This window comes from Ignavibacteriales bacterium, from assembly GCA_026390795.1.
Classification (GTDB): domain Bacteria; phylum Bacteroidota; class Ignavibacteria; order Ignavibacteriales; family Melioribacteraceae; genus Fen-1258.
Map to the genome: position 1 here is coordinate 246667 of JAPLFG010000002.1, position 22059 is coordinate 268725.

General features: G+C 35.6%; 22 protein-coding genes. 12 read left to right on the plus strand and 10 right to left on the minus strand.

Features of this window, described 5'->3' with window-relative positions:
* Positions 1-232 precede the first annotated feature (232 nt).
* The 5 genes from NTX65_03270 to NTX65_03290 all read left to right on the plus strand — a co-directional run bounded on the left by NTX65_03270 (position 233) and on the right by NTX65_03290 (position 6756).
* A complete protein-coding gene (locus NTX65_03270) occupies positions 233-1204 on the plus strand; it encodes a T9SS type A sorting domain-containing protein (protein ID MCX6168333.1) in 972 nt (323 codons plus the stop codon).
* Positions 1205-1389: 185 nt separating this feature from the next.
* Positions 1390-2007: a TonB family protein gene (locus NTX65_03275; GenBank protein ID MCX6168334.1), complete on the plus strand. Its 618-nt coding sequence runs from the start codon at positions 1390-1392 to the stop codon at positions 2005-2007.
* A 299-nt stretch (positions 2008-2306) separates the two neighbouring features.
* Positions 2307-2984: a response regulator transcription factor gene (locus NTX65_03280; protein MCX6168335.1), complete on the plus strand. Its 678-nt coding sequence runs from the start codon at positions 2307-2309 to the stop codon at positions 2982-2984.
* 32 nt (positions 2985-3016) lie between these two features.
* The gene (locus tag NTX65_03285; protein ID MCX6168336.1) at positions 3017-4237 is read left to right on the plus strand and encodes a HAMP domain-containing sensor histidine kinase; all 1221 of its coding nucleotides are present in this window, start codon (positions 3017-3019) and stop codon (positions 4235-4237) included.
* Positions 4238-4335: 98 nt separating this feature from the next.
* Positions 4336-6756 carry a TonB-dependent receptor gene (locus NTX65_03290; protein MCX6168337.1) on the plus strand — a complete coding sequence of 807 codons (2421 nt, stop codon included), beginning with the start codon at positions 4336-4338 and terminating at the stop codon, positions 6754-6756.
* 74 nt (positions 6757-6830) lie between these two features.
* Here the strand turns inward: NTX65_03290 and NTX65_03295 are convergent, their stop codons facing one another.
* From NTX65_03295 to NTX65_03305, 3 genes are read right to left on the minus strand one after another with little or no spacing between them, the layout of a single operon-like run.
* Positions 6831-8099: an ABC transporter permease gene (locus NTX65_03295; protein MCX6168338.1), complete on the minus strand. Its 1269-nt coding sequence runs from the start codon at positions 8097-8099 to the stop codon at positions 6831-6833.
* Entirely contained in the window at positions 8096-9076 is a 981-nt protein-coding gene (locus tag NTX65_03300; GenBank protein MCX6168339.1) for an ABC transporter permease, read from the minus strand. The genes NTX65_03295 and NTX65_03300 overlap by 4 nt, the downstream gene beginning before the upstream one ends.
* 3 nt (positions 9077-9079) lie before the next feature.
* Positions 9080-10738 (minus strand): ABC transporter substrate-binding protein, encoded by a 1659-nt coding sequence (locus tag NTX65_03305; GenBank protein ID MCX6168340.1) that lies wholly within the window; start codon positions 10736-10738, stop codon positions 9080-9082.
* Between the two features lie 113 nt (positions 10739-10851).
* Here NTX65_03305 and NTX65_03310 point away from each other — a divergent pair, with 113 nt between their 5' ends.
* Together NTX65_03310 and NTX65_03315 are read left to right on the plus strand one after the other, a co-directional pair.
* Positions 10852-11592 carry an ATP-binding cassette domain-containing protein gene (locus NTX65_03310; protein MCX6168341.1) on the plus strand — a complete coding sequence of 247 codons (741 nt, stop codon included), beginning with the start codon at positions 10852-10854 and terminating at the stop codon, positions 11590-11592.
* Positions 11593-11608: 16 nt separating this feature from the next.
* Complete coding sequence (locus NTX65_03315) at positions 11609-12487, plus strand: ATP-binding cassette domain-containing protein (protein MCX6168342.1); 879 nt, start codon at positions 11609-11611, stop codon at positions 12485-12487.
* Between the two features lie 330 nt (positions 12488-12817).
* On the opposite strand, the gene NTX65_03320 is transcribed toward NTX65_03315, so the two are convergent.
* The 7 genes from NTX65_03320 to NTX65_03350 all read right to left on the minus strand — a co-directional run bounded on the left by NTX65_03320 (position 12818) and on the right by NTX65_03350 (position 19440).
* The gene (locus NTX65_03320; GenBank protein MCX6168343.1) at positions 12818-13429 is read right to left on the minus strand and encodes a hypothetical protein; all 612 of its coding nucleotides are present in this window, start codon (positions 13427-13429) and stop codon (positions 12818-12820) included.
* An 84-nt stretch (positions 13430-13513) separates the two neighbouring features.
* Positions 13514-14128: a hypothetical protein gene (locus NTX65_03325; GenBank protein MCX6168344.1), complete on the minus strand. Its 615-nt coding sequence runs from the start codon at positions 14126-14128 to the stop codon at positions 13514-13516.
* 46 nt (positions 14129-14174) lie between these two features.
* Positions 14175-15395, minus strand: coding sequence for a tetratricopeptide repeat protein (locus NTX65_03330; protein ID MCX6168345.1), 1221 nt, complete (start codon positions 15393-15395; stop codon positions 14175-14177).
* Between the two features lie 69 nt (positions 15396-15464).
* Positions 15465-16076 (minus strand): hypothetical protein, encoded by a 612-nt coding sequence (locus NTX65_03335; protein MCX6168346.1) that lies wholly within the window; start codon positions 16074-16076, stop codon positions 15465-15467.
* Positions 16077-16158: 82 nt separating this feature from the next.
* Complete coding sequence (locus NTX65_03340) at positions 16159-16776, minus strand: hypothetical protein (GenBank protein ID MCX6168347.1); 618 nt, start codon at positions 16774-16776, stop codon at positions 16159-16161.
* Between the two features lie 493 nt (positions 16777-17269).
* The gene (locus NTX65_03345) at positions 17270-18133 is read right to left on the minus strand and encodes an HDOD domain-containing protein (GenBank protein ID MCX6168348.1); all 864 of its coding nucleotides are present in this window, start codon (positions 18131-18133) and stop codon (positions 17270-17272) included.
* A gap of 623 nt (positions 18134-18756) precedes the next feature.
* Positions 18757-19440 (minus strand): hypothetical protein, encoded by a 684-nt coding sequence (locus tag NTX65_03350; GenBank protein ID MCX6168349.1) that lies wholly within the window; start codon positions 19438-19440, stop codon positions 18757-18759.
* A 415-nt stretch (positions 19441-19855) separates the two neighbouring features.
* Between NTX65_03350 and NTX65_03355 the strand changes: the two genes are divergently transcribed.
* From NTX65_03355 to NTX65_03375, 5 genes are all read left to right on the plus strand, one after another.
* Positions 19856-20482 (plus strand): hypothetical protein, encoded by a 627-nt coding sequence (locus NTX65_03355; GenBank protein MCX6168350.1) that lies wholly within the window; start codon positions 19856-19858, stop codon positions 20480-20482.
* Positions 20469-20642 (plus strand): four helix bundle protein, encoded by a 174-nt coding sequence (locus tag NTX65_03360; GenBank protein ID MCX6168351.1) that lies wholly within the window; start codon positions 20469-20471, stop codon positions 20640-20642. The genes NTX65_03355 and NTX65_03360 overlap by 14 nt, the downstream gene beginning before the upstream one ends.
* A gap of 9 nt (positions 20643-20651) precedes the next feature.
* Positions 20652-20915, plus strand: a complete 264-nt coding sequence (locus NTX65_03365) for a GIY-YIG nuclease family protein (GenBank protein MCX6168352.1) — start codon at positions 20652-20654, stop codon at positions 20913-20915.
* A 346-nt stretch (positions 20916-21261) separates the two neighbouring features.
* Positions 21262-21423: an ORF6N domain-containing protein gene (locus NTX65_03370; protein MCX6168353.1), complete on the plus strand. Its 162-nt coding sequence runs from the start codon at positions 21262-21264 to the stop codon at positions 21421-21423.
* Between the two features lie 127 nt (positions 21424-21550).
* A complete protein-coding gene (locus tag NTX65_03375; protein MCX6168354.1) occupies positions 21551-22030 on the plus strand; it encodes a four helix bundle protein in 480 nt (159 codons plus the stop codon).
* The last annotated feature ends 29 nt before the right edge of the window (positions 22031-22059 follow it).

The following is a 22059-nucleotide window of genomic DNA, read 5'->3' on the forward strand; positions in this document are numbered from 1 at the left end:
ATGACGATGTATTATCGAACTGAAAATAAATTATTTTATTTCTTAAATGAAAAATTATTTATTAAGAGGATAAACCATCCGGTCTTTGTCTATGTGCAATAATGATGTGATCTTAATCGGACTGAAAACTCTTGAAATTGACTCGCTTATCGATTATTTTTACCAAAACAATTTCGGTCATATCGACCAATCAATATGAACTCAAGAGCGACCTTGATTATATAGGATTTTAATGAAAAAAATACTTTCGTTTTTCTTCTTATTTGTCTCGGCAACAATTTACTATGCACAAAGTCCTTGTTCCGGCACACCCACAATAACATATGCTGGTAAGACTTACAATACAATACAAGTAGGGAATCAATGCTGGTTGAAAGAAAATATAGATATTGGTAACATGATAAACGGCAATCAAAGCCAGGCTAACAACAATGTAATAGAAAAATATTGTTATCAAGATGATCTTTCAAATTGTGAGAAGTATGGCGGGTTATATTCTTGGAATGAAGCAATGAAGTATACATCAAGCGGAAACAAAGTACAGGGCATTTGTCCTGGCGGATGGCATTTACCGACTTTGGATGAATTAACGGAATTGAGATCTGCGGTTAATAATGACGGCAACTCATTAAAAGAAATCGGTCAGGGTCAAGGAATTGGTATCGGTGCCGGAACTAATACAAGCGGTTTTTCGGCACTGCTTTCAGGCAGTCGCGGCTTTAACGGTCAATCATATTACTTCAGTCATTTGAGAGTTTATATCTGGCTCTGGAGTTCAACTGATTACAATTCAACTTATACTAATGTTCTTGAGTTGGGATATAGTGATAGCAATATTCTTCTCTATTTAAATGGTAAGGAAGCAGCTTTTAGCGTACGTTGTCTTAAGGGAGACGGCATCACTTCTGTCTCGGATGATCTAAACAAAAAAGAAATTCCTACCAACTATTCAATTTCGCAAAATTATCCTAATCCATTTAATCCAAGTACAAAAATAAAATATCAAATTTCTACTTCAGGGAAAGTTTCATTAAATGTATTTGATCTGCTTGGAAACAAAATTGCGACTTTAGTAAATGACTTTAGATCGCCCGGCAGTTATACGGTAGATTTTGACGGGGAAAATATTCCGAGCGGAATTTATTTTTATAGAATTCAGGTTAATGAATATACAGAAGCTAAAAAAATGATTCTGATAAAATAATTTAGACCGAAGATGAATTGACCTCTCCAATTGATAATTTATCGTTAACAACCTCATTGATCTTGGATACATCCCAATGGGACTGTACTTGAGATAGAATTTTGTTATATTTTATCCGGTTACTGTCTGTCCCTATCATTAATCAGAGACAATATTATTTAATACCTTTTATAAAGAGGTGTAAAATGAAAAATATTGTTTTCTTATTTTGTTCAATCATTACAATAAGCTGCAGTTCGATACCGCAAAATGAAACTAACTCTACCAGGCTGGAACTATTAGAAAAGTATCCGTTGCCTACCGTACTGCAAGAAATTTACAAACCGAATTTTAGAATATCGGCATTGATGTTGATCAATCAAAATGGTTCAGTTATTGAAGTTAAATTGCTAAGATCCAGTGGAGATCATTCATGGGATATGAAGTTGATTGAGTCACTCAAAAAATGGAAATATGCGCCTCCGTTGGTTAATAATCATCCCCGCAGTATTTGGATCCAGCAGAATATCAGAATTGAAATTGGAGAACCGCTTTATCTCTCATTCTCAGAGATATTATGTGAGAATATTGTCCAGGCAAATGAGGTGTATGAAGCGCTGAAGAAAGGTCAGGATTTCGGGGATCTAGCTCTGAAATATTCTATTAATCCATCCAGAATAAATAGAGGCAAAGTTGAGAGTGTGGATATTCATATTTATCCGGATTATCTACAGAAAGAATTAAAAAGCCTAAATACTCATGAATTCAGTATGCCAATCCGATACGGCGATAAATTTTTGATTGTTAAGCGGAACGGTACATAGAAAAACATTTACATATTATTCTTTTTCCGGTTAATAGTTCAAATTCATTTCTTTTCTGAAAATATTAATTTTCCAAAGCATTCATATATGCCGGAAGTAATATTTTATTATCCTTACTCATAGTGATCAAACGAATTGAATATCCTTTCTTTTTGATAGTGAATGTGTTGATATAATCTTTGGTAATCGAAAATATCACTTAAATTCTTAACTAATATACCTTTCGAATTAGATCATGTCTTAAAAAATAAATCGGTCCTCTCCAAAATTTCTTCAGAATTGATTCCTTATATTTCATTATGAAACTTATTCTAATAGAAGATGAAAAGGATTTAGCCAAAACAATCTCCTCTTATCTAAAAGAGGAACAGTACAATATTGATAACGCATTTACATACGAAGAAGCATTAAGTCTTATAAATATTTATGAATATGACTGCGCACTGGTTGATCTGATGCTGCCCGATGGAAACGGTCTCGACCTAATAAAAATTATTAAAGAGGTGAATCGGCAATGCGGAATTATAATAATTTCAGCAAAGGAATCTCTAGACGACAAGATTTACGGGCTTAACACAGGTGCGGATGATTATATTACCAAGCCGTTTCATCTTGCAGAGTTGAATGCTAGGATTAAATCTCTGATCAGACGAAAACAATTCGACGGCGGGAATAGAATTGAAATAAACGAACTGACTATAGACATCGACAAGAGGGAACTGCTGATCAATCAAACGCAAGTAGAACTTACGCGACGGGAATTTGATCTCCTTTTATTTTTTATAAGTAATAAAGAAAGAGTATTGAATAAAGAAGCAATAGTTGAGCATGTATGGGGAGAAAACGCGAACGCGTTTGATAACTACGATTTTGTTTACACTCATGTTAAAAATTTGAGGAAGAAGTTAAAAGAAAATAATGCCGAAGATTATCTTAAATCGGTTTACGGTATTGGATATAAATTTACATTGAAATGAAACTCCTTAATAAAATATCGATTTACTACATTATGAATACGGCAATCCTTTTTATTGCTGGATTGTTTGCTATTTATTTTTCGGTTGATTGGATTATAGCGGATAGAGCAGATAAACAGCTGAAGGATACAAGTAAAGAAGTGCGGTATAAATTGAGCCAGGGAATCAAAATTGAATATTCCCCATTAATTGAAATAGAATCAGTTCCTAACGATCTTCATCTTAGCTCTACTTATAAGGATACACTTATTTATTTCCAAGGTAAAAAGGAAACCGAAGAATACAGGCAATATACTGTCTATAAAGAAGTAAATGATAAAAATTATAAGATAACCGTACGCGCATCTTTAATAGAAAAGGAAGATCTATTCTCTGCTATACTCCTAATTTTATCGGCAATTCTTATACTACTTCTAATCGTACTTACAATAATCAACAGATACACGGCAGGAAAAATATTTAAACCGTTTTACAATAATCTTAAAAATCTAGAAAAATTCTCACTGCAAAAAAACAGACCACCTGTTCTCGATGATTCAAATATTGACGAGTTTAACGAATTAAAAAAATCCCTTATGGGCTTATCCGGAAAAGCTTTGAAGGAGTACCGATCATTAAAAGAATTCTCGGAAGATTTGGCGCACGAGTTACAAACTCCTGTTGCAGTGATTAAGGCGAAGACTGAGATGCTGCTTCAAAAGGAATTTATGGATAATGAAACTACCGAAAATCTTCAAGTTATCATTACTAATACAGACAGGCTTGACAAACTTAACCGTTCCCTCATACTTTTAGCTAGACTTGAAACTGCCGAACTTTTCCCTTCTAGTAAAATACGTTTATGTGAAAAACTTGAAAAAGTTGCAGAGAATTACTCTGATATAGCAAATTCAAAAGAAATTGTTGTTCACCTCAATACACAATCAAGTTTTGAATTGGAATTCAATGAGAATTTGATTGACATACTCCTAAGCAATTTGATCTCAAATGCAATCAAACATAACATAACCGGTGGAGAATTAATTATTGAATTGACGGGTTCTCTTTTGACAATCAAGAATAATGGGAAAGAGCCGAAGCAAAATCCAGAGAACTACTTCAAAAGGTTTTCATATGATGAGAAATCTCAAAGCTCTTTAGGGTTAGGATTGGCAATTGCCAAGAAGATATGCGACCTCTACAAAATCAAAATAGAATACTTATTTGAAAAACCGTTCCATATCGTTAGAGTGAATTTCAATCTTGTTAATTAGTTCTTCTCGCAAATTATAATTCTTCTAATCTCTTCAGAGTTTCTTCAAAATTCCTCTTTATATATGGATTGAAAATTTTTCTATCTATGGAGATGTAAATGAAGAACAAAGTGCTTTTCATCTTATTAGCAATCATTCTATTAACAACTAAAAACATTATGGCTCAAAACGCCGGAACTTTGACCGGAACAGTATTAGATTCCGCTAATCATCAGCCTATCGAATTTGCGAGCATTAGTTTAATGAAAGTCTCTGACAACACAGCTGTTACAGGAGGCATGACAGATAGTAAAGGAAAATTTGAAATTAGCGATATACCGTTTGGAAATTATTTTATAAGAGTAAGTTCAGTTGGCTATCGTACTAAAAATTTGAAAGCGGTTTCATTCTCTTCTAAAATCAAAGAAATTAGCGGGGGAGACATTTTTCTTTCAGCTGCCGAAGTTAATCTTGATGAGATTACGGTTACATCAAATAAAATTATGCTTAATAATTCCATCGATCGTAAAATTTATAATGTGCAAATGGACGTTATGAGTAAAACCGGGACGGCAAGTGAACTTCTGCAGAATATTCCTTCCGTTCAAGTAGATATTGACGACAATGTAAGCCTGCGCGGATCAACAAATGTTCTGATCCTGATAAACGGTAAAAATTCACCGCTGATGGGAAAGACGAGAGCTGATGTTTTGCAGCAGATGCCTGCAAACTCAATTGATAGAATTGAAGTAATCACAAATCCATCGGCAAAATATAAACCCGATGGAACGAGCGGTATTATAAACATCGTAATGAAAAAAGAAACCGGAACCGGGCTAAACGGAAATATTACCGCGAGTATTGGTAACCAAAATAGATATAACGGAAATACTACGTTCAATATTAAACCGGGGACAATAAATTACTTTGGAAGTTTGAGCTTAAGGCACGACGACCGCAATCAAAATTCATCCGATATTAGAACAGAATTTAACGACGGTAAAAATTTATCCGGTTTTTATAATGATCAGAGCAGTTCGTATTCACGTCCGCTTTCACGTGGAGGAATGCTAGGTTTAGATATTACCGCAGACGAAGCGAACAGTATGGGTATAACAGGCAATTATTTTTACAGAGGATTCTCACGCAATGATATTTCATCAAGAGTATTGAGAGATCAAAACCAAATAGTAACCACGGATTATGACCGATTAAGATATGACCCGGAATATGAAAAAGAAGGAGATGTAACGGCATACTTCCAGCATAATTTTTCCGGCGATGATCACAAAATTCGATTTGAAATCACCGATTCATTTTCACCGGAAGTTGAAGATAACCATTACACAAACATTTATCGTACGCCACTTCTTTCGAGTACATATGATAACACCAAGTTGACACAGAATGAGAATAAAGTCGAACTTCTGGCTGAATATTCAAATCCGATTAACCGCGATGCCACAATTGAAGCCGGTTACAACGGCGAGTTGAGTAAAACTGATCTCGATTACATGAGCGAAATTTTTGATCCGCTGAAACAAAAATTTATTCCGGACAATGATAGAACGAATCATTTCGTATATAACGAAAACATACATGCAGTATATGGTACTTATTCAAATTCTTTCGGCATGTTTGGTGTTTTAGGCGGCTTACGTGCTGAGCAGTCTTTCATTAAAGCTAATTTGGTTTCAACGAATACCATTCTTACAAATAATTACTTCAACGTGTACCCAACTCTTCATCTTAGTTACAAATTAAGCGATCTGATACAACTTCAATTGAATTACAGCAAGCGTGCAAACAGGCCCGAAGGTGATGATCTCAATCCGTTCCCTGAATATCAGGACCCGAGAAATATTAGAGCGGGAAATCCAAATCTTAAACCGGAATTTATTCATTCTGTGGAATTCGGATTTCAATGGCAATCTGACTTTTTAACTGTTGTACCAAGCTTCTTTTATAGAAATTGTTATAACGGAATGACAACGGTTACAAAAGCATTGAACGATACAACTCTCTTGACCACACGCGAAAATTTATCTTCAGATCAATCGGCAGGCTTTGAAGTTGTTTTCTCCGGCGGTTATGGAAACTTCATAACGGCAAATTTGAGCGGCAATGCTTTTTATGAACAGATCGACGCTTCCAATCTTGGATTCAGCAATAATAAATCCACTGTTACTTGGAGCGCTAATATGAGCTGTAACGCAAATCTTTCATCAACAACAATGATCCAATTCAATTCCAATTATAGATCATCCAGGTTAACACCACAGGGAGAATACAAACCGAGTTTTGTAGTCAATCTTGGATTGCGGCAGGATCTATTTGACGATAAACTTTCTTTGGTCTTTACTATCTCCGATCTTTTCAAATCATTAAACCGTGAGATGAATCTTGATACTTCCTGGCTAAAGCAGAACACAAAAAACAGCAGGGATTCACAAATAATGTATCTTGGAGTTACATATCATTTAGGTAAGCCTTCTAAGAAATCAAAAGAGAAAGCGATTCAGTATGATAATGGTTTATGATAACTTATTCTTAAAGGTCGGGTCTCGATGTCAAGTCCCGGCTTTAAGATTTTAAAATTCGAGAAAATTATTTATTAATCTGTAATGAAAGGATTTACTTTTAACTGTAATTCTTTTCCTAAACTATAAACGCTAAGCAAAGTTATCACAAGGAAGAAGGAAGGGAATGCGGCTATCCACCACGCTTGATTAAGATAATACTGACCTTCCAATATCATGGCGCCCCATGTTGGATAAAAGTGATTACCGGTTAATCCTAAATAACTGAGTGAAGATTCTGCAATGACAACATTGGCAAATTGAAATACAAGGTTTACCAATAATGAAGGAAGGAGGAGAGGAAGAAAATCTTTTCTAAGGAGTTTTAATTTACTCATCCCTAACAATTGAGAAGTGATAATGTAATTTTTGTGCTTTAGAGAAATAACTTCACCTCTTACGATTTTAAACAAAGTTTTCCAGCCGGAAATGCCGAGTATGATAATTACATTAAGAAGAGAATTACCGAAATAAGCTAAAAATAGAATGACTAAAAATATTGTCGGGAATGCGAGAAGCATCTCTGTAAAACGATTGAGAAGAATATCAACATTCCGGGAAAAATACCCGGAGATAAATCCCAGCAGCCCGCCGATAAGAAGTGTAACTATAACTGCCGAAATACCGATTAAAGTAGAAAGCCGTGTTGCGTAAATAATTCTTGAAAACAGATCGCGTCCGTACTCATCTGTACCAAATAAAAATATAATAGTGCCGGCGTCTATCTTACTGCCGGATACATTCTGCAATTCAAATTCTTTAGTCTTCTGAAATATTTTAATCTTACCGTTAGATTTTATACTGTCGCATAAAAAATATTTATCATCAACAACGTCGCGAAGCAAATTCATTCTCTGGTTATAATACCGTGTAAGTTTATTATCTATTGATGTTTTGTTCTCATCAATTTGAACCAGCACTTTAGATGAAAGGGGAGAAAGACTTTTTGCGACTGAGAGGTCGAATTGAAGATTCGGATTATAGACAGCAATTAATGGAGCGAAAATAAAAATAAAACAGATAGCTGTTGCTATAGCATTGCTTGGCTTTAGCTTGGTTTTGAAAAAACCTAATCTTTCTTTTAATAAAAGTAAAATAACCAATAAAAGGATTATCCCGATTGCCGAAATAAACTGGTCGGCTATTTCAAAAGTAAATTGATTGACAATATTAGTCTTATTAAAAGCTAGCATGACAAAACTGTAAAATAATCTTAATGAGCCGGTTAATTCCGAAAACCTCATAATGATTACCAATAGAGTGAGCGATAGAAGAAAATGCCAAATTTGAATTTTCTTCATCATGCCAGTTCCGAGTTTAATCTTTTATCAAATTTTGTCTTAACAGTATCGGCAAGAAAATTTGCTAGAAGAACAAAAATTCCGGAAATGAAGACAGAACCGACTACAAGCGGATAATCTCTTGTTAATATTGCTGTGATGGTTAACCTTCCCATACCGGGAAGACTAAAGATCATTTCTGTTATCAGCGCTCCGCTCAAAAGTATTCCAAGCTCTGTCCCTAATATTGAAATAAGCGGTCCTATGGAATTTGGAATAACATGTTTTCTAAAAATTGTTTTTTCATTGGTTCCATTAGCGCGTAAAAAGAGTATGTAATTTTTCTGGTAAGTAGTCTCTATGCCGCTTCTTAAATAACTATAAAAAAGAACTATCCCCGGAATTGAAAGAGTTATAAGAGGCAAAATTAAATGTGCGAAATAATCGAAAATCTTTTCTATTAAACTCATGTCGCTAAAATCCATGGAATGTAAATCCGATGAGGGGAGAATATTCAGCTTGATCGAGAAAATGTAAACAAGTAATAATCCAATTATCATTGTCGGTACCGAATAAATAAAAAAATTAAGACGGTTCAGTAGTCTGTCAAGAAATCCTCCGCGTACTTTATTTATAAATAATGCCAATAAAAAAGAAAGAGAGACTTGAAGAATAAAACTGATAGAAGCGAAAATGAGTGTGAATGTTAACGGTCCCGATATTACTTCGGTTACAGGAATGCGGTAATTATATGAAATTCCGAAATCACCGCTTAAAATATTTTTCAGAAAATAAAAATATTGTTCCGTAAGTGGACGGTCCAGGGCAAACGAATGCTTTACTTCTTGCGATAACAACGGGCTCATCACCGGAGAGATAAACTTTAACGTCGGATCTCCAGGCGCGAGTCTAAGAAGTATGAAAATTAAACTGACTAATAAGAATAATGTAAAGATGTAGGAAGCTAACCTCTTTATAAATTTTATTCCGTTCGTCTTCATAACTTATTTATTAATTGACCATGTCCAGCATTTCTGAACAACGCCTAACGGATTAATCGGGATATTTTTAATCCTATTATTGAACCCGACCATATTATCTATCCAAAATAAAAATACGACAGGCTGTTCATCACTGACAATTTTCTGGAATCTCTTTAAAAGTTCGTGCCGTTCAGTATCGGTAATTTTTGTCTCCAATTTCTCAAGTATTTTATCAATTTCCGGATTGCGGAAATTACATACATTTGCGCCGGCAATTTTTTTATCCGAATACCAGTACGGTTTTAGGTTAAGAGGTATCGGTACGCCCCATCCCGCAACCCAGGCATTTAATTCACCTTTAAACATTTTTGGAAAAATAACCGCAGGTTCTAAGAACTCAATCTTTGCATCTATACCGACTGCCTTTAAATTATTCTGAACAATATTCGAAGTAAATGTTCGCAATGGATTGCCCGATGGAACACTTATAGTAAATGAAAATTTTCTGCCGTTCTTATCAAGAATACCATCACCGTCGGAGTCATTCCACCCCTCGCTCTTAAGGATTTTTTTAGCTTCATCGATATTGAACTCCATCGGTTTTAGAGTTGGATCGAGGTCGGATTTATAAATCGGCGCTATCGGACCGACCATCAGCTCGCCGTGTCCCATCAGATATTCGTCAATTATTGTCTGACGGTTAAGTGCGTATGCGATTGCTTTTCTGATACTTGGACTTCCAAATAGATTATTCGGCACAATCTTTTTTCCTTTCTGCTGGGCGGGTTCAATATTATTTAAACCGAGGTAATCATATTCGCGTCCCTTTCTAGGAACGATAGATAAATCTTTTTCAGAACTTAGCGATTCAATATCCTCCGGTCTTATATTTTCCGTTAAATCAATTTCTCCTTTTTTAAGTTGATTGATCCTGGAATTATAATCCGGAATGATTTTGAAAACGATCTCTTTTATCTCATCGCCGGAGGATAGAAATGAATTTTCGTTCTTAACGAGTTTCAAATTTTGACTTTTCTCCCATGATTCCAGTTTATACGGTCCGCTTCCAACCGGTTTGAAACTCATATCGGAAGTCGCAAGTCCGCTCCGGTCTAATTTTTCAAATAGATGTTTCGGCATAATTGGAAGATCAAAATCGAAATAGGAAGCTCTGCCGCTGGCAGTAAAATTAATTCTGATTTGCGAAGGGCTAATTACTTGAAATGTTTTCGCGAGATCAATGCTCAGATCTGGTTTTGTATAATAATGTTTAAATGTACCGAAGAACCGGCTTTGAACTTTTGCGTCGGAGTAAAGATCAAACGAAAAAACTACATCATCGGCGGTCACATTTACTCCGTCGCTCCATTTAGCGTCGTCTCTTATTGTAACTAAAACCGAAGTTGAATCATTATTCCACTCGATCGATTTAGCCAGTACAGGTGAGGTGGTTACAAAACCAGTTTGATCGTCCCACCCATGTCCCACAATACTGAGGTAGATCAATTCGGTTATGTCCGATTCCGAGGCGCTCATTGCGAAGAGCGGGTTTAAGGTTTGCACATCGGATTCCAAGCCGATTATAATTCTATCGGCGTTTTTATCTTTTGTGCCTGTGCAGCTTAAGGTAAAAATTAATGCTATGACAAAAACGAAGCTTCTTTTTAAGTGCGGTCTCATCTCTTTTCCCTCATTTGTTATTGGCATTCCAAAAATTGCAATCCCATAACTTTTGCCTTAACTTTTATGTCAATAAAATAAGAATATGATATATAAAAGCATAGCATACAGTTTTGGGAACTAGCCAGATTATTATCGAAGCAAATATCGATTTTGTTGAATTGAAGCTTAACGGTACAAGTAAAGTTTTATTCAGAAATGTGAACTTCAAACTCGAGGAGAATTCGATATACACACTTCTCGGTAATAACGGAGTCGGCAAGACTACCTTTCTGAATACTTTATTAAATCTGCTTGACCTGAAGTTCTACCGGGTTGAAGGGAAAATTAATTTGCTCGGTTGCGATCTATTAAATTCTTCGGCTGAAGAATTACAATTTTTAAGAAAAAATTCGGTACGCTTTATTTTTCAAGATGCGGTCAATTGTTTCGATCCGCTTAAAAAGATCGGTTACTATTTTGACCAGTTGAAATTTGAAAGCGGCATTCTAGATGAACTGCTCGATTACTTTCTACTTCCGCCGAAAGAAATCATATTAAACTATTATCCGTACGAACTGAGCGGCGGCATCGCGCAAAGAATTGCGCTTATTTGGGGAATAATTTCCAAACCTAAATTATTAATTATTGATGAACCGAACAGCGCGCTCGATCAGCCATTATCCGTACTCTTGAGTAAAAAACTGGCGGAGATTTCAATACTGAATGATCTATCAATTCTCGTGGTAACTCAAGATTTGAAATTTGCTTTCAGTACGGGAGGCAAAATCGGTCTTCTTAAACCGGACGGAATTGAAGAATATGATAATGATGATGAAAGTCTAAACCGTCTAAAAATAAATTTACTAAAGTAAATTTTTTATGAATGTTATGATGAATGAACTTATAAAAATAGAAAATATTTCATATGCAGTAGATGATCACTCCGGTAAAAAGAAAATTAAAATTGTTGAGGATATCTCTCTCGATATTTACAAAGGAGAAATCTTAGGAATAGTGGGCGAGAGCGGCTGCGGTAAGACTACTCTGGCTAAACTTATTGCCTCAATCCTTAAATGCAGTTCGGGCCGGATAAACTATTATTATGATTCATCGATAAAAAGAGAAGCAAAGCCTGCGCAAATCTTATTTCAAAACTCGGAAGAACTTATCAATCCTTTTAGAAAGATTAATGATTCGCTCGAAGACGGAACCTCGTCTGATAAAAGTTTTGAAACTATTCTAGCTGAAACGGGAGTTGATAAGAATCTGCTTACTAAACTGGGATATCAATTAAGCGGCGGCGAAAGGCAAAGAGTCGGTCTCGCAAGAATCCTATTAGCGGATCCCGAACTTCTAATTCTGGATGAGCCATTTTCCGCGCAGGATTTTCCGTCAAAAAATAAATTTAAGGAATTGATCGGCAGATTAAATTCGGATGGAAAACTTACTACAATAATTATCACGCATGAGCTGGATTTACTTGAAAACCTTGTTGACCGGATTGCCGTTATGTACGGCGGCAGAATTGTTGAAATTGCACCAGCTGATAAATTCTTTGTATCGCCGCGGCATCCGTACTCAAAATTTTTGCTCGAATCCGGGAAGTATCTGTTGGAGCGTAAAAATATTGTTCTTGATGAGGAGAACAATTCTTCTTTTTGCAACTACTACAACCGGTGCGCGCAGAAAAAAGAAGATTGTCTAAGCGTACTCAAAAGAATTGAAATTGAAAATCATATTGTTTTTTGCAACCACCCTGAAGAGTAGAATTTATTATTAATTAGTAAAAACTATTCATGTAAATCTTCTAATGTTTGATGTGTTATTTCCGCATGCTTCCGGCGGAAATTTACTAGTGGACTTCCGGTATAGTCAATCTGGAATAACTTATCTCGCTCTCTGTTTTGTATCGGTTATTCATGTACGGCTAGGCAAGTCGATTATAAAATAAAAAAGCTAAGCGGCGAGTGCCAAAGTTCTCATCTTTGCCTTGCGCCGTTTAGCTTCAATTTTACTTATCAACTATTACTAAAATCTGTTCTAATTTTTTAGCTACTTAAAAGTATCAATAACTATCATTTTTATTTGTTTCTAATATTAAGGTGTACCTGTACTGTCGTCGGTTTTTCTAACAAATCCGTATTCGGAGAAATGAGGAATCTCTCCGCCTGTAATTCTGAGTGTGCCGGTACTCTTGTTTACGTATATCTTTTCATTTGGGATTACCCAGCTTGTCATATCATTATCCAAATAAGCAAAGTAAATTGTGCTGGGGTTAATTCCGCTTAAATCAACACCTGTGTATTCCAGGTCCATTGTTAACGGAATATCAAAAACTGTCGGATGCGGCAGAAACTCGACTGTCAGTTTGTCGTTATCAACCGCCATTTGAAAGTGAAGTGAAGGTCTATTTGCTACTGCACCTGCTGGAACATGAAGAGTTGCGGAAATTGTTTTCTGGCCATCAGCGCTAACAAAGTTAGCAGTAACATCGCCGCCAACCGTAAGATCAATAACTTGTTCGCCGTTAGCTTGGTCAAGACCGATAAATTTACCGGATTTGGAAGAAGTGTTTGTCAACCATGCAACACTTGATTTGGATTGTTTTGGTGAAATTGTACTGTTTTGTTGTGGGTCAACTAAATTAGAATTCTCAGAACATGCGTAGAAAAGAAAACCTAGTGCGAATAGTGCTAGTAACTTTTTCATAAGGACTCCTGTATTTTTATTATATTAATTATGTTTTCAATAAATTAGTGATGACTAAATTTCTATCATAAAAGCCTGCTATTATTAATCACCAGTTCTTCTTACAAATCCGTATTCTGAGAAGTGAGGGATTTGTATGTTAGAGATAGAGATAGTTGCTTTTTTTACATCTTTTACATCAATTGTAATCTGGTCGTTGGTGATTACAAATCCGGTAGCAGGATCATCGAGGTATGCAAAACAAATCTCTTTCGGGTCAATGCCAGTCAGATCGATTCCTTTGAATTCAAGATTAAGTGTCAATGGAATATCAAAAAAAGTCGGGTGCGGTTCGAATTTAATACTGAGATTGTCGTTGTCAACCAGCATATAAAAATCAAGAGAATTAAGATCTTTTTTTGCACCAACGGGGACAATCAATTCCGCATTGATTTCTTTTCCTCCCCGCTTATGCCAGGATGCAGTGACTGTGCCGCCCTTTTTAAGATCAATTTTCTGTTGTCCTTCTGCCTGTTCGTTGCCTATAAAAATATCACCTTTTGTAGAAGGCATACTCAACCAAGTAACATTTTTTGGTAATTGTTGAATGGTTTGGGATGAGCTTCCGGAGTGTTGATCCAATGGATCAACAATATTATTATTCTCGGTACAAGCAAAGAAAATAATACTTATTGCGAATGATGCTATTAACTTTTTCATATAAACTCCTATTAATATCTAATTTTATTTACGTTTTTTATCTTTATTAATTCACCGGAAGCGAATTGACGTTTTTATTTCTCTGATAATACTTTACTGACTTCATCAAATGAGTTGTCGCTTTTGGAACATCGCCCATATCGGAGAAGAGAAGACCGAGTTCGTAATTTGTTTCTGCTGCGTTGATCTCATCATTAAGAGTTTCATTTAACCTTAAACTCGTTAAGAGATAACTTTCAGCCAGAATATAATTTTTCTGGTAACGGGCTATGGTTCCGTTAATTCTGTGTATGTCGGCGATTGCAGCTTTATCATTCAATTGATAGCTAAGATCAAGTGCCTTCTGTGAATATTCTGTAGCTTCGTGTAATTTCCCAATCTGGAATAATAATTCAGCTTTATTGAAATAACATAATTTTAGAATCGGGAAGTAGGAGTATCTCTTAGCAATATCATGGCTCTTTTCAAAGAACTCGATGGCATTAGAAGATTGGCCAAGTTTTCTGTAAGACATTCCGATATTAACAAGCACTTCGGCTTTTCTTCTTTCGTCTTTAAGTTCTTCGAATTTTGTTAATGCTTTATTGTAAGATTGGATTGCTTTTTCGTAATCTCTGTTCATTGAATAGATGATTGCAAAATTTGTTTCAATCATGGCAACCAGGCGTTTATCTCCGCCTTCGCCGAGTATTTTAAGACTGCTTGCCAATCTGTAATGACCTGATTCCAGATCTCCTTTCTCAACATACATCGAGCCGAGAAGGAATTCGGAGCGGGCCATACCGTATTTATCGTCAATAACTGTAAAGATCTCTTTTGCATCATATAGATTTTTTGTGGCTTGATCCCAATTGGCTTGATTCAGATAAAATTCCGCAAGCATCAAATATGCGGAAGCCAATTCTTTTTTGTATTCATTTGTTGTAATAATCTTTTGTATAAGGAGCATTGTCACATCGTACGAAAGATCATTCTCACCCTGCACCAATGCCAATTTACTGAACTCTAATAAGAAGGAGATATATTTCCCCTGCTCCAGTTTAGAACCGGCAAATGTTATTAATGTATCCGATACAAGGCGGATATCTTTTGATAGGACACTGTCAGTAAAGAATTTATTAAGAAGATCTTCTTTTGGATAACGTCTGAAGTCAGGTGGAATAAACTTCATAGCGATATTCTCTAGATACTCCAATACTTCTTCTGCTGTCAGAAACCTCGTCAAAAGCGTATTTAGATTTGAAGCAAAATTGTTATCGGTAATCACTTTAACCTCCCATTGTTAATTAATTCATTATTAATCTTATTTCTCATAAACATTAACCATGATAATTAACTATGGTGTACCTGTACTGTCGTCGGTTCTTCTAACAAATCCGTATTCGGAGAAGTGAGGAATCTCTCCGCCTGTAATTCTTAATGTGCCGGTATTCTTGTCTACGAAAATCTTTTCATTTGGAATAACCCAGCTTGTCATATCATTATCCAAATAAGCAAAGTAAACTGTTTGAGCGTCTATTCCGGTTAAATCAACACCTGTGTATTCCAGGTCCATGGTTATAGGAATATCAAAAATTGTCGGATGCGGTAGAAACTGGATGCTCAGTTTATCGTTATCAGCCGTCATATAGAAATGAAGTGACGGAGTATTTGCCAATGCGCCAGCCGGAACATGAAGTGTAGCGGAAATTGTTTTCAGGCCGTCTTCGCTAACAAAGTTAGCCGTAACATCACCGCCAACCGTAAGATCAATAACTTGTTCGCCGGTTGCTTGGTCAAGACCGATAAATTTACCGGATTTAGAAGAAGCATTTGTCAACCATGCAACACTTGATTTGGATTGACGGGGTGAAATTGTACTGTTTTGTTGAGGATCAACTAAATTAGAATTCTCAGAGCATGCGTAGAAAAGAATTCCAATTGCGAAAAGTGCTAGTAACCGTTTCATATTAACTCCTTTTGTTTTGTTGTGGTATATTTTTGTTGATTTTTATTAATTCTTTATCTCTCTTTTCTATTAACTGCTACTATTAAGGATTAGAAGTACTGTCGTCGGTTCTTCTAACAAATCCGTATTCGGAGAAGTGAGGAATCTCTCCGCCTGTGATTCTTAGTGTGCCGGTATTCTTGTCTACGAAAATCTTTTCATTTGGAATAACCCAGCTTGTCATATCATTATCCAAATAAGCAAAGTAAACTGTTTGAGCGTCTATTCCGGTTAGATCAACACCTGTGTATTCTAGGTCCATGGTTAAAGGAATATCAAAAATTGTCGGATGCGGCTGAAACTGGATTGTAAGTTGGTCATTATCAACCACCATATGGAATTGGAGTGAAGGTCTATTCTTTAATGCGCCAGCTGGAACGTGTAGAGTTGCGGAAATTGTTTTCTGTCCGTCAGCGCTGACAAAGTTAGCTGTAACATCGCCGCCAGTAGTAAGATCAATAACTTGCAAACCGTTAGCTTGGTCAAGACCGATAAATTTATTGGATTTGGAAGAAGGGTTTGTCAACCATGCAACACTTGATTTTGATTGACGGGGTGAAATTGTACTGTTGTGTTGATCTAGAGGATCAACAAGATTGGTATTCTCAGAGCATGCGTAGAAAAGAAGACCGATTGCAAAAAGTGCCATTAAGCGTTTCATAAAACCTCCCAGTTTGTTGTTGGTAAAATTGTTTCATCTATTGTGCCAAATAAAAGAAAGAACTTTTCAACTTCTTATTTTTAATCGGACAAATTCAGATAATACCAATTTAGTAAGAATTTTCAGTTTGAATAAATAAGACATTGCGTTGGGTTACTGAAAAATCCTCCGTTAAATCAATATTTTACTATTCCAGACTTATAAGTGTTGGCTAATTTTGGACATGTGGCAATAATTGAGACACTTTTTTAAAATGTGCTCGATTTTTCAAAATGCTAAAAGAGCGGTTATCTTTTAAATAGATGATTTAAGTATAAAGTATAATATGGTAATGGTTACATGTAAGAACAGAAGTCTGGTTTTGTTTTGGGTCTAAAGAAGTGGGTAGATCATTCAAACTTTAATCTAATCATTCAAGTGTCAATCAAATCATTTTGCCTTATTTACTATAGATAGAAAAGTTTAAGAGTTGACTGGCATTTCGCAAAACTGATTATAATTTTATTGTGGCTGCGGCGTCAACAAAGATATCTTTATAATCGGCAATAAAAGAGACCGCTTTTTCAGCCGAACCGATTCCGAGAATCTCAATTATTCCAAGATCAAAAGTAATATCGTTATCCCAATTCATTTGTCCAATCTTGAATTCCTGAGTCATCGAATCAGCCATATGAACTATAGAAGCAAGGACAGAGTTCTTTTCGCTTTGAGAGGGCGTATGATGAAATTCAATTACATCGGCAAGATTCTCGGGCAGTTTCCATTTTTGTATCAAGTACTTCCCGATTTCCTGATGTGTTAAACCGAGTATCTCTCTTTCTGCCTTTAAAAAAATCAGATCGGAACCGACTGATTTTAATATAGAATCAAATTCGTCCGGAAAAGTAGTCGCAATAATTTGCATGCCGATATCGTGAAGCATGCCGGCTAGAAATGCTTCGCCCGATAGATCACCAAATCCAAGCCGCCGGGCAATATCTTTGGAGGCGGTGCCGACTAACATTGAATGCTTCCAGTATTCCATGAAATTGAATCTGCCCGTAGAACGGAACTTGAATGAATCCGATAATGAAATGGCTGTAACCATCTGGTGGATCTCTTCGGTCCCCATCAACATTATCGCGAATTCCAGCGAAGAAACTTTTCTAGGAAGTCCGTACATAGGCGAATTGGCGATCGAAAGGACTTTGGTTGTCAAACCCTGATCTTTGCTGATTGTACTTGCAAGCTTATATGAATTGCCGGGATCGGATTTTATCAATTGAGAAACATCAAAAATAATTTTTGGAATTGATCCCAGTTTATGAAGCGAATCTAATTTGTGAAGTGTCTTTATTCGTTTTTCTTCTAATGTCATTTTATACTCTGTAAGTAAGCATTGTTCAATCTCGTTTTTAAAAATAACAACTCTCCTCTAAAATAATGGAATAATTTTTTAAGTGGGATTAAAATGAGTTAATTATCTTAAATATGAATAAAAAAAATCGACTCTGCATATTTATTCTTTAGAAAGTGCAAACCTCTTTACTTATCCCTAAATAAATCTTATATTTTTTCCGGGATTCAGACAATCTGAAAAAATAATCTCATCTGTGTAAATACAGAACTAGTGGATACTTTTATTAGAAAGTGAGGGTAGGTAAAAAAGGTATTTTAAGTAGATCTGTCAACTTCAATCGAGTAATATATTTCGTTTAGCTTAATTATAATAAATGTTGCGAGAACGGCAGCGCTGTATTTCTTTTTCTATTATATGTGACTTACGTGGCGGAGCTTTAAATGGTGGAGAGGTTAGAAGTAAAAAGCGAGAGGTAAAGTTAAGGAAAAAGAAAGAGTGAGAATTATTGCGAAACCGGGCGGTATACGTGTGGAATTACAGCGGTATAAGGAAAATAAAGAGGGTAGCTCCAAAACTATCTAACGAATTTTTACGTATAGAGCGTTAAATACGCGGAAACTTTTGGAACCACCCCCGCGAAATTAAATTGCAACAGTCTGTGAATAGTGAATCACTTGATCGGATTGATCTTTTGTAACCATTGCTAAATATGTTTTTCGAACTGAATACTTTTCAAGCATTTCACTCTCAAGTTTAGTCAAATCATGAATGAAAGTAATTTCCTGTTCCAGGTCAAGATCCACAGCCGGAAATTCACAAGGGACAAAAAGAGTTTTAGGAAGCGATTCAACTGACGGTGAGGATAAAGTGATAATACATGATAAATTAATTCCCTTTTCAATCGCCGGGTCAAATCTTGTAGCGTTATTTAATGGATTTGTAACTACGCTAACTATCCCCTCGGCAATTGAGAAAGATTTAGTAGTGAGCGGAAATCCGCCGAACGGAACTATAAGATTTAAGGCGGTAAGTCCGTTTTGATCCGTCATCTTGTAATTATTCTGCGTGATGTAATTTGTCACCGACATATTGGAAGGAGCAACGGATTCCCAAATGCTTCTTAAAAGTAAATCGGAATATATGACGGAAGAAAATTTTACCGTTAGAGCAAATCTGAGACGGCGCGAAATAGAATATTCATCTGTAGGCGCGTTAAATGATCCGGGTTTCATCGCGATATAGTTTACTCCTTTGCGGTTGCGTAGACTCATATCGCCGAGCGATCCCGAAAATTTACCAAGTACTCTGCTTATTACTTTTGCCATGAGGAACCTCAGTTTTTAGTTATTAGATTTTAGTTATCAGTTATTAGTTATCAGTTATCAGTTATTAGTTGTGAGTGGTCAGGTAGCGGAGGAGAGCGGGGGAAATGAAGCGGTGTTACGATTAGAGAGATCTTTTGGACTGATGAACTGTTGGATGACCGGATGAATACTAAAAGGCGGGCAGAGTGGATATGAAAGTAAACCGGAAATAGCACCGAAATTAGCCTGCAGATGAGAGGATCATTAATAAGTATTATGTATAATAAAAGAACTGTCATACTGATTAAAACCGTTTTTATTTAAATACTAATTAGAAAAGGAATTTTTCCATCTAAGATCTGTGGCAAAATCTTCAATTTAAATAGTATTATTAGAAAAGAAGATATTTAATATTAAACCGAATCGGGGGATTTGGTTGATCGCCGATTTAAATTTAATAGCCCAAAATCTTGAGAGACTTATTGAAGCAAATGACGGTACTTATAAAAGATGGATTGCTCATGCTGATAAATTATTACACATCTTTTTAGCCGGGAGGACGAAATTAAAATATCAGGCGGACGATATTGTGCATTCAATAATCCTTAAACTCTTAGTTGAAAAAAGAAAATGGGATTATCAAAAGTACCCCGACTTCGGAAAATATTTCTGCCTATTAATAAAAAGCGAAGTCAGCAATCTTGCTAAGTTTGAAGAGAAGTTTATTGAAATTGAGGAGGACGAAGAAGAACCGGAAGATAGTGTTGAGTTATTTATTGACCGGAATCGAAATCTAAGTCTTGAAGAAATCTTAAACAGTCAGGATGCGCTGGAGCTTGAATCAAGATGCATGAAATTACTGGAAGGAGATGATGATGCTCTTCTTGTTTTTCTCGAATTGATGGAGGGGAGAAGCAATAAGGAAACCGCGGAAAGTTTAGGTGTGGAAATTTCATTTGTGGAGAACACTAAAAAAAGAATTAGAAGAAGACTTGGAATGAAGGGGATAGGAAGAGTGTGGCAAAGTAATGGCATAGAGCATAGTGCGCTTGGCAAAGTTTAGATTTCAAGATTTGATTATCTGGCAAGAGGCAATCGAAATTGCTGATAAACTTCTGAATATTGCCGATGATCTTGAAAAGAAAAAACTTTACAGATTTGCAGAGCAATTGAGGGGTGCATCAATGTCTATGAGTAATAATATTGCTTGCCCTATGAAATAAGAGGGAATAATGGAATTTTTTTATACTTATGTTTTGATTAGCAAAAAAGATGGTAAGTTTTACACCGGATTTAGCGAAAATCTTAAAAATAGATTAAATGAACATAATGCAGGTAAGGTTGATTCAACCAGATTTCGTCGTCCATTTGAGTTGATTTATTTTGAAGGTTGCAGAGATAGGAATGACGCGCTTCATCGTGAAAAGTATCTTAAAACCACATATGGCAAAAGATATATTAGCAGTCGATTGAAACGAGACTTGGAGAAAAAGTAATTATTTATTTAATAGGGCAGGAAGGTTCAGGGTCAAATTCAAAAAAAGAATTTATTCAGTTCCTGAATATCGCTAGAAGATCTACTTTTGAAAATGCAAACATTTTAATTTTATTAAGCAGAAAATTACTAATAAGTCAAAAGGAATTGGATCTGTTATTAGAACAACTTGATATTCTTTGCAGAAGGCTATCGAATTTTCAAAAATCATTAATATGAAATGCATTCACTGCAATTATCTCTTTGCTCTATGCTCTTTGTACTTTACTCTCGGCTCATCCTTGAATTCAAAATTCATAAATCATCATGAGCACAACAATTAAACATCACAATTGCTTCAGCGTTTTATGAGTGATATTATAAAATTTGAAAATATTCAAGAACGGATCCTAGAGATAAGAGGAGAAAAGGTAATTCTCGACAGCGATGTTGCCAAATTATACGGAGTGGCTACAAAAAGAATTAATGAGGCAAAAAAAATAAATCCGATTAATAACCTGAAGGATTGAAAGGATTTAATAAAATGAATAGTATAGATGTATGATTGCTGGGATGTATGAATGAATGTGTTAACGGAAATTTGTATGAATAAAAAAATGTATGAATGTATGAACAAGAATAATAGAAGAGTTTCGAATGAATCGGGAAATTCTTAATAGGAACAAAAATATAAATCGAGGTTTTAGAGAACTCGAGGTCTGGCAGGAGGCAGTCGAACTTTATAAGATCGTAAAAAATAAAATTAGAATCTTGAAAAAATTACCGTATAAAGTGAAAGCTCAAATTGAAGATTCTATATTTTCTGTCTCCTCAAATATTGCGGAAGGGTACTGCCGGAGATCTCTAAAAGAAAACATTCAGTTCATTAATATTGCTCTTGCATCATTAGGTGAAAATTATTCTCAGATAATAACTTTATTAAATGCAGGCGACATAGATTCAGAATGGTTCGATAATTTTGATAAAAATCATTATTCACTTGAAAACAAACTGATTAGACTGAATAAAGCATATGTAGAGAAATTGCAGAATAAGTCTGAATGGAAGGACGATTATATCGTTAGAGAGTTAGTCGCATCATATACCGTTGCATCAACAAAAGGCGAAGAAGGTTAAAAATTAATGCAAACATACAACCATACAAT

Coding starts and splice junctions, on each gene's coding strand:
- NTX65_03305 (MCX6168340.1), bottom strand. CDS start 10,738: ATGAGACCGCACTTAAAAAGAAGCTTCGTTTTTGTCATAGCATTAATT.
- NTX65_03365 (MCX6168352.1), top strand. CDS start 20,652: ATGGAATTTTTTTATACTTATGTTTTGATTAGCAAAAAAGATGGTAAG.
- NTX65_03345 (MCX6168348.1), bottom strand. CDS start 18,133: ATGACATTAGAAGAAAAACGAATAAAGACACTTCACAAATTAGATTCG.
- NTX65_03270 (MCX6168333.1), top strand. CDS start 233: ATGAAAAAAATACTTTCGTTTTTCTTCTTATTTGTCTCGGCAACAATT.
- NTX65_03320 (MCX6168343.1), bottom strand. CDS start 13,429: ATGAAAAAGTTACTAGCACTATTCGCACTAGGTTTTCTTTTCTACGCA.
- NTX65_03340 (MCX6168347.1), bottom strand. CDS start 16,776: ATGAAACGCTTAATGGCACTTTTTGCAATCGGTCTTCTTTTCTACGCA.
- NTX65_03315 (MCX6168342.1), top strand. CDS start 11,609: ATGATGAATGAACTTATAAAAATAGAAAATATTTCATATGCAGTAGAT.
- NTX65_03290 (MCX6168337.1), top strand. CDS start 4,336: ATGAAGAACAAAGTGCTTTTCATCTTATTAGCAATCATTCTATTAACA.
- NTX65_03300 (MCX6168339.1), bottom strand. CDS start 9,076: ATGAAGACGAACGGAATAAAATTTATAAAGAGGTTAGCTTCCTACATC.
- NTX65_03370 (MCX6168353.1), top strand. CDS start 21,262: ATGAGTGATATTATAAAATTTGAAAATATTCAAGAACGGATCCTAGAG.
- NTX65_03275 (MCX6168334.1), top strand. CDS start 1,390: ATGAAAAATATTGTTTTCTTATTTTGTTCAATCATTACAATAAGCTGC.
- NTX65_03285 (MCX6168336.1), top strand. CDS start 3,017: ATGAATACGGCAATCCTTTTTATTGCTGGATTGTTTGCTATTTATTTT.
- NTX65_03295 (MCX6168338.1), bottom strand. CDS start 8,099: ATGATGAAGAAAATTCAAATTTGGCATTTTCTTCTATCGCTCACTCTA.
- NTX65_03280 (MCX6168335.1), top strand. CDS start 2,307: ATGAAACTTATTCTAATAGAAGATGAAAAGGATTTAGCCAAAACAATC.
- NTX65_03375 (MCX6168354.1), top strand. CDS start 21,551: ATGAATCGGGAAATTCTTAATAGGAACAAAAATATAAATCGAGGTTTT.
- NTX65_03350 (MCX6168349.1), bottom strand. CDS start 19,440: ATGGCAAAAGTAATAAGCAGAGTACTTGGTAAATTTTCGGGATCGCTC.
- NTX65_03325 (MCX6168344.1), bottom strand. CDS start 14,128: ATGAAAAAGTTAATAGCATCATTCGCAATAAGTATTATTTTCTTTGCT.
- NTX65_03335 (MCX6168346.1), bottom strand. CDS start 16,076: ATGAAACGGTTACTAGCACTTTTCGCAATTGGAATTCTTTTCTACGCA.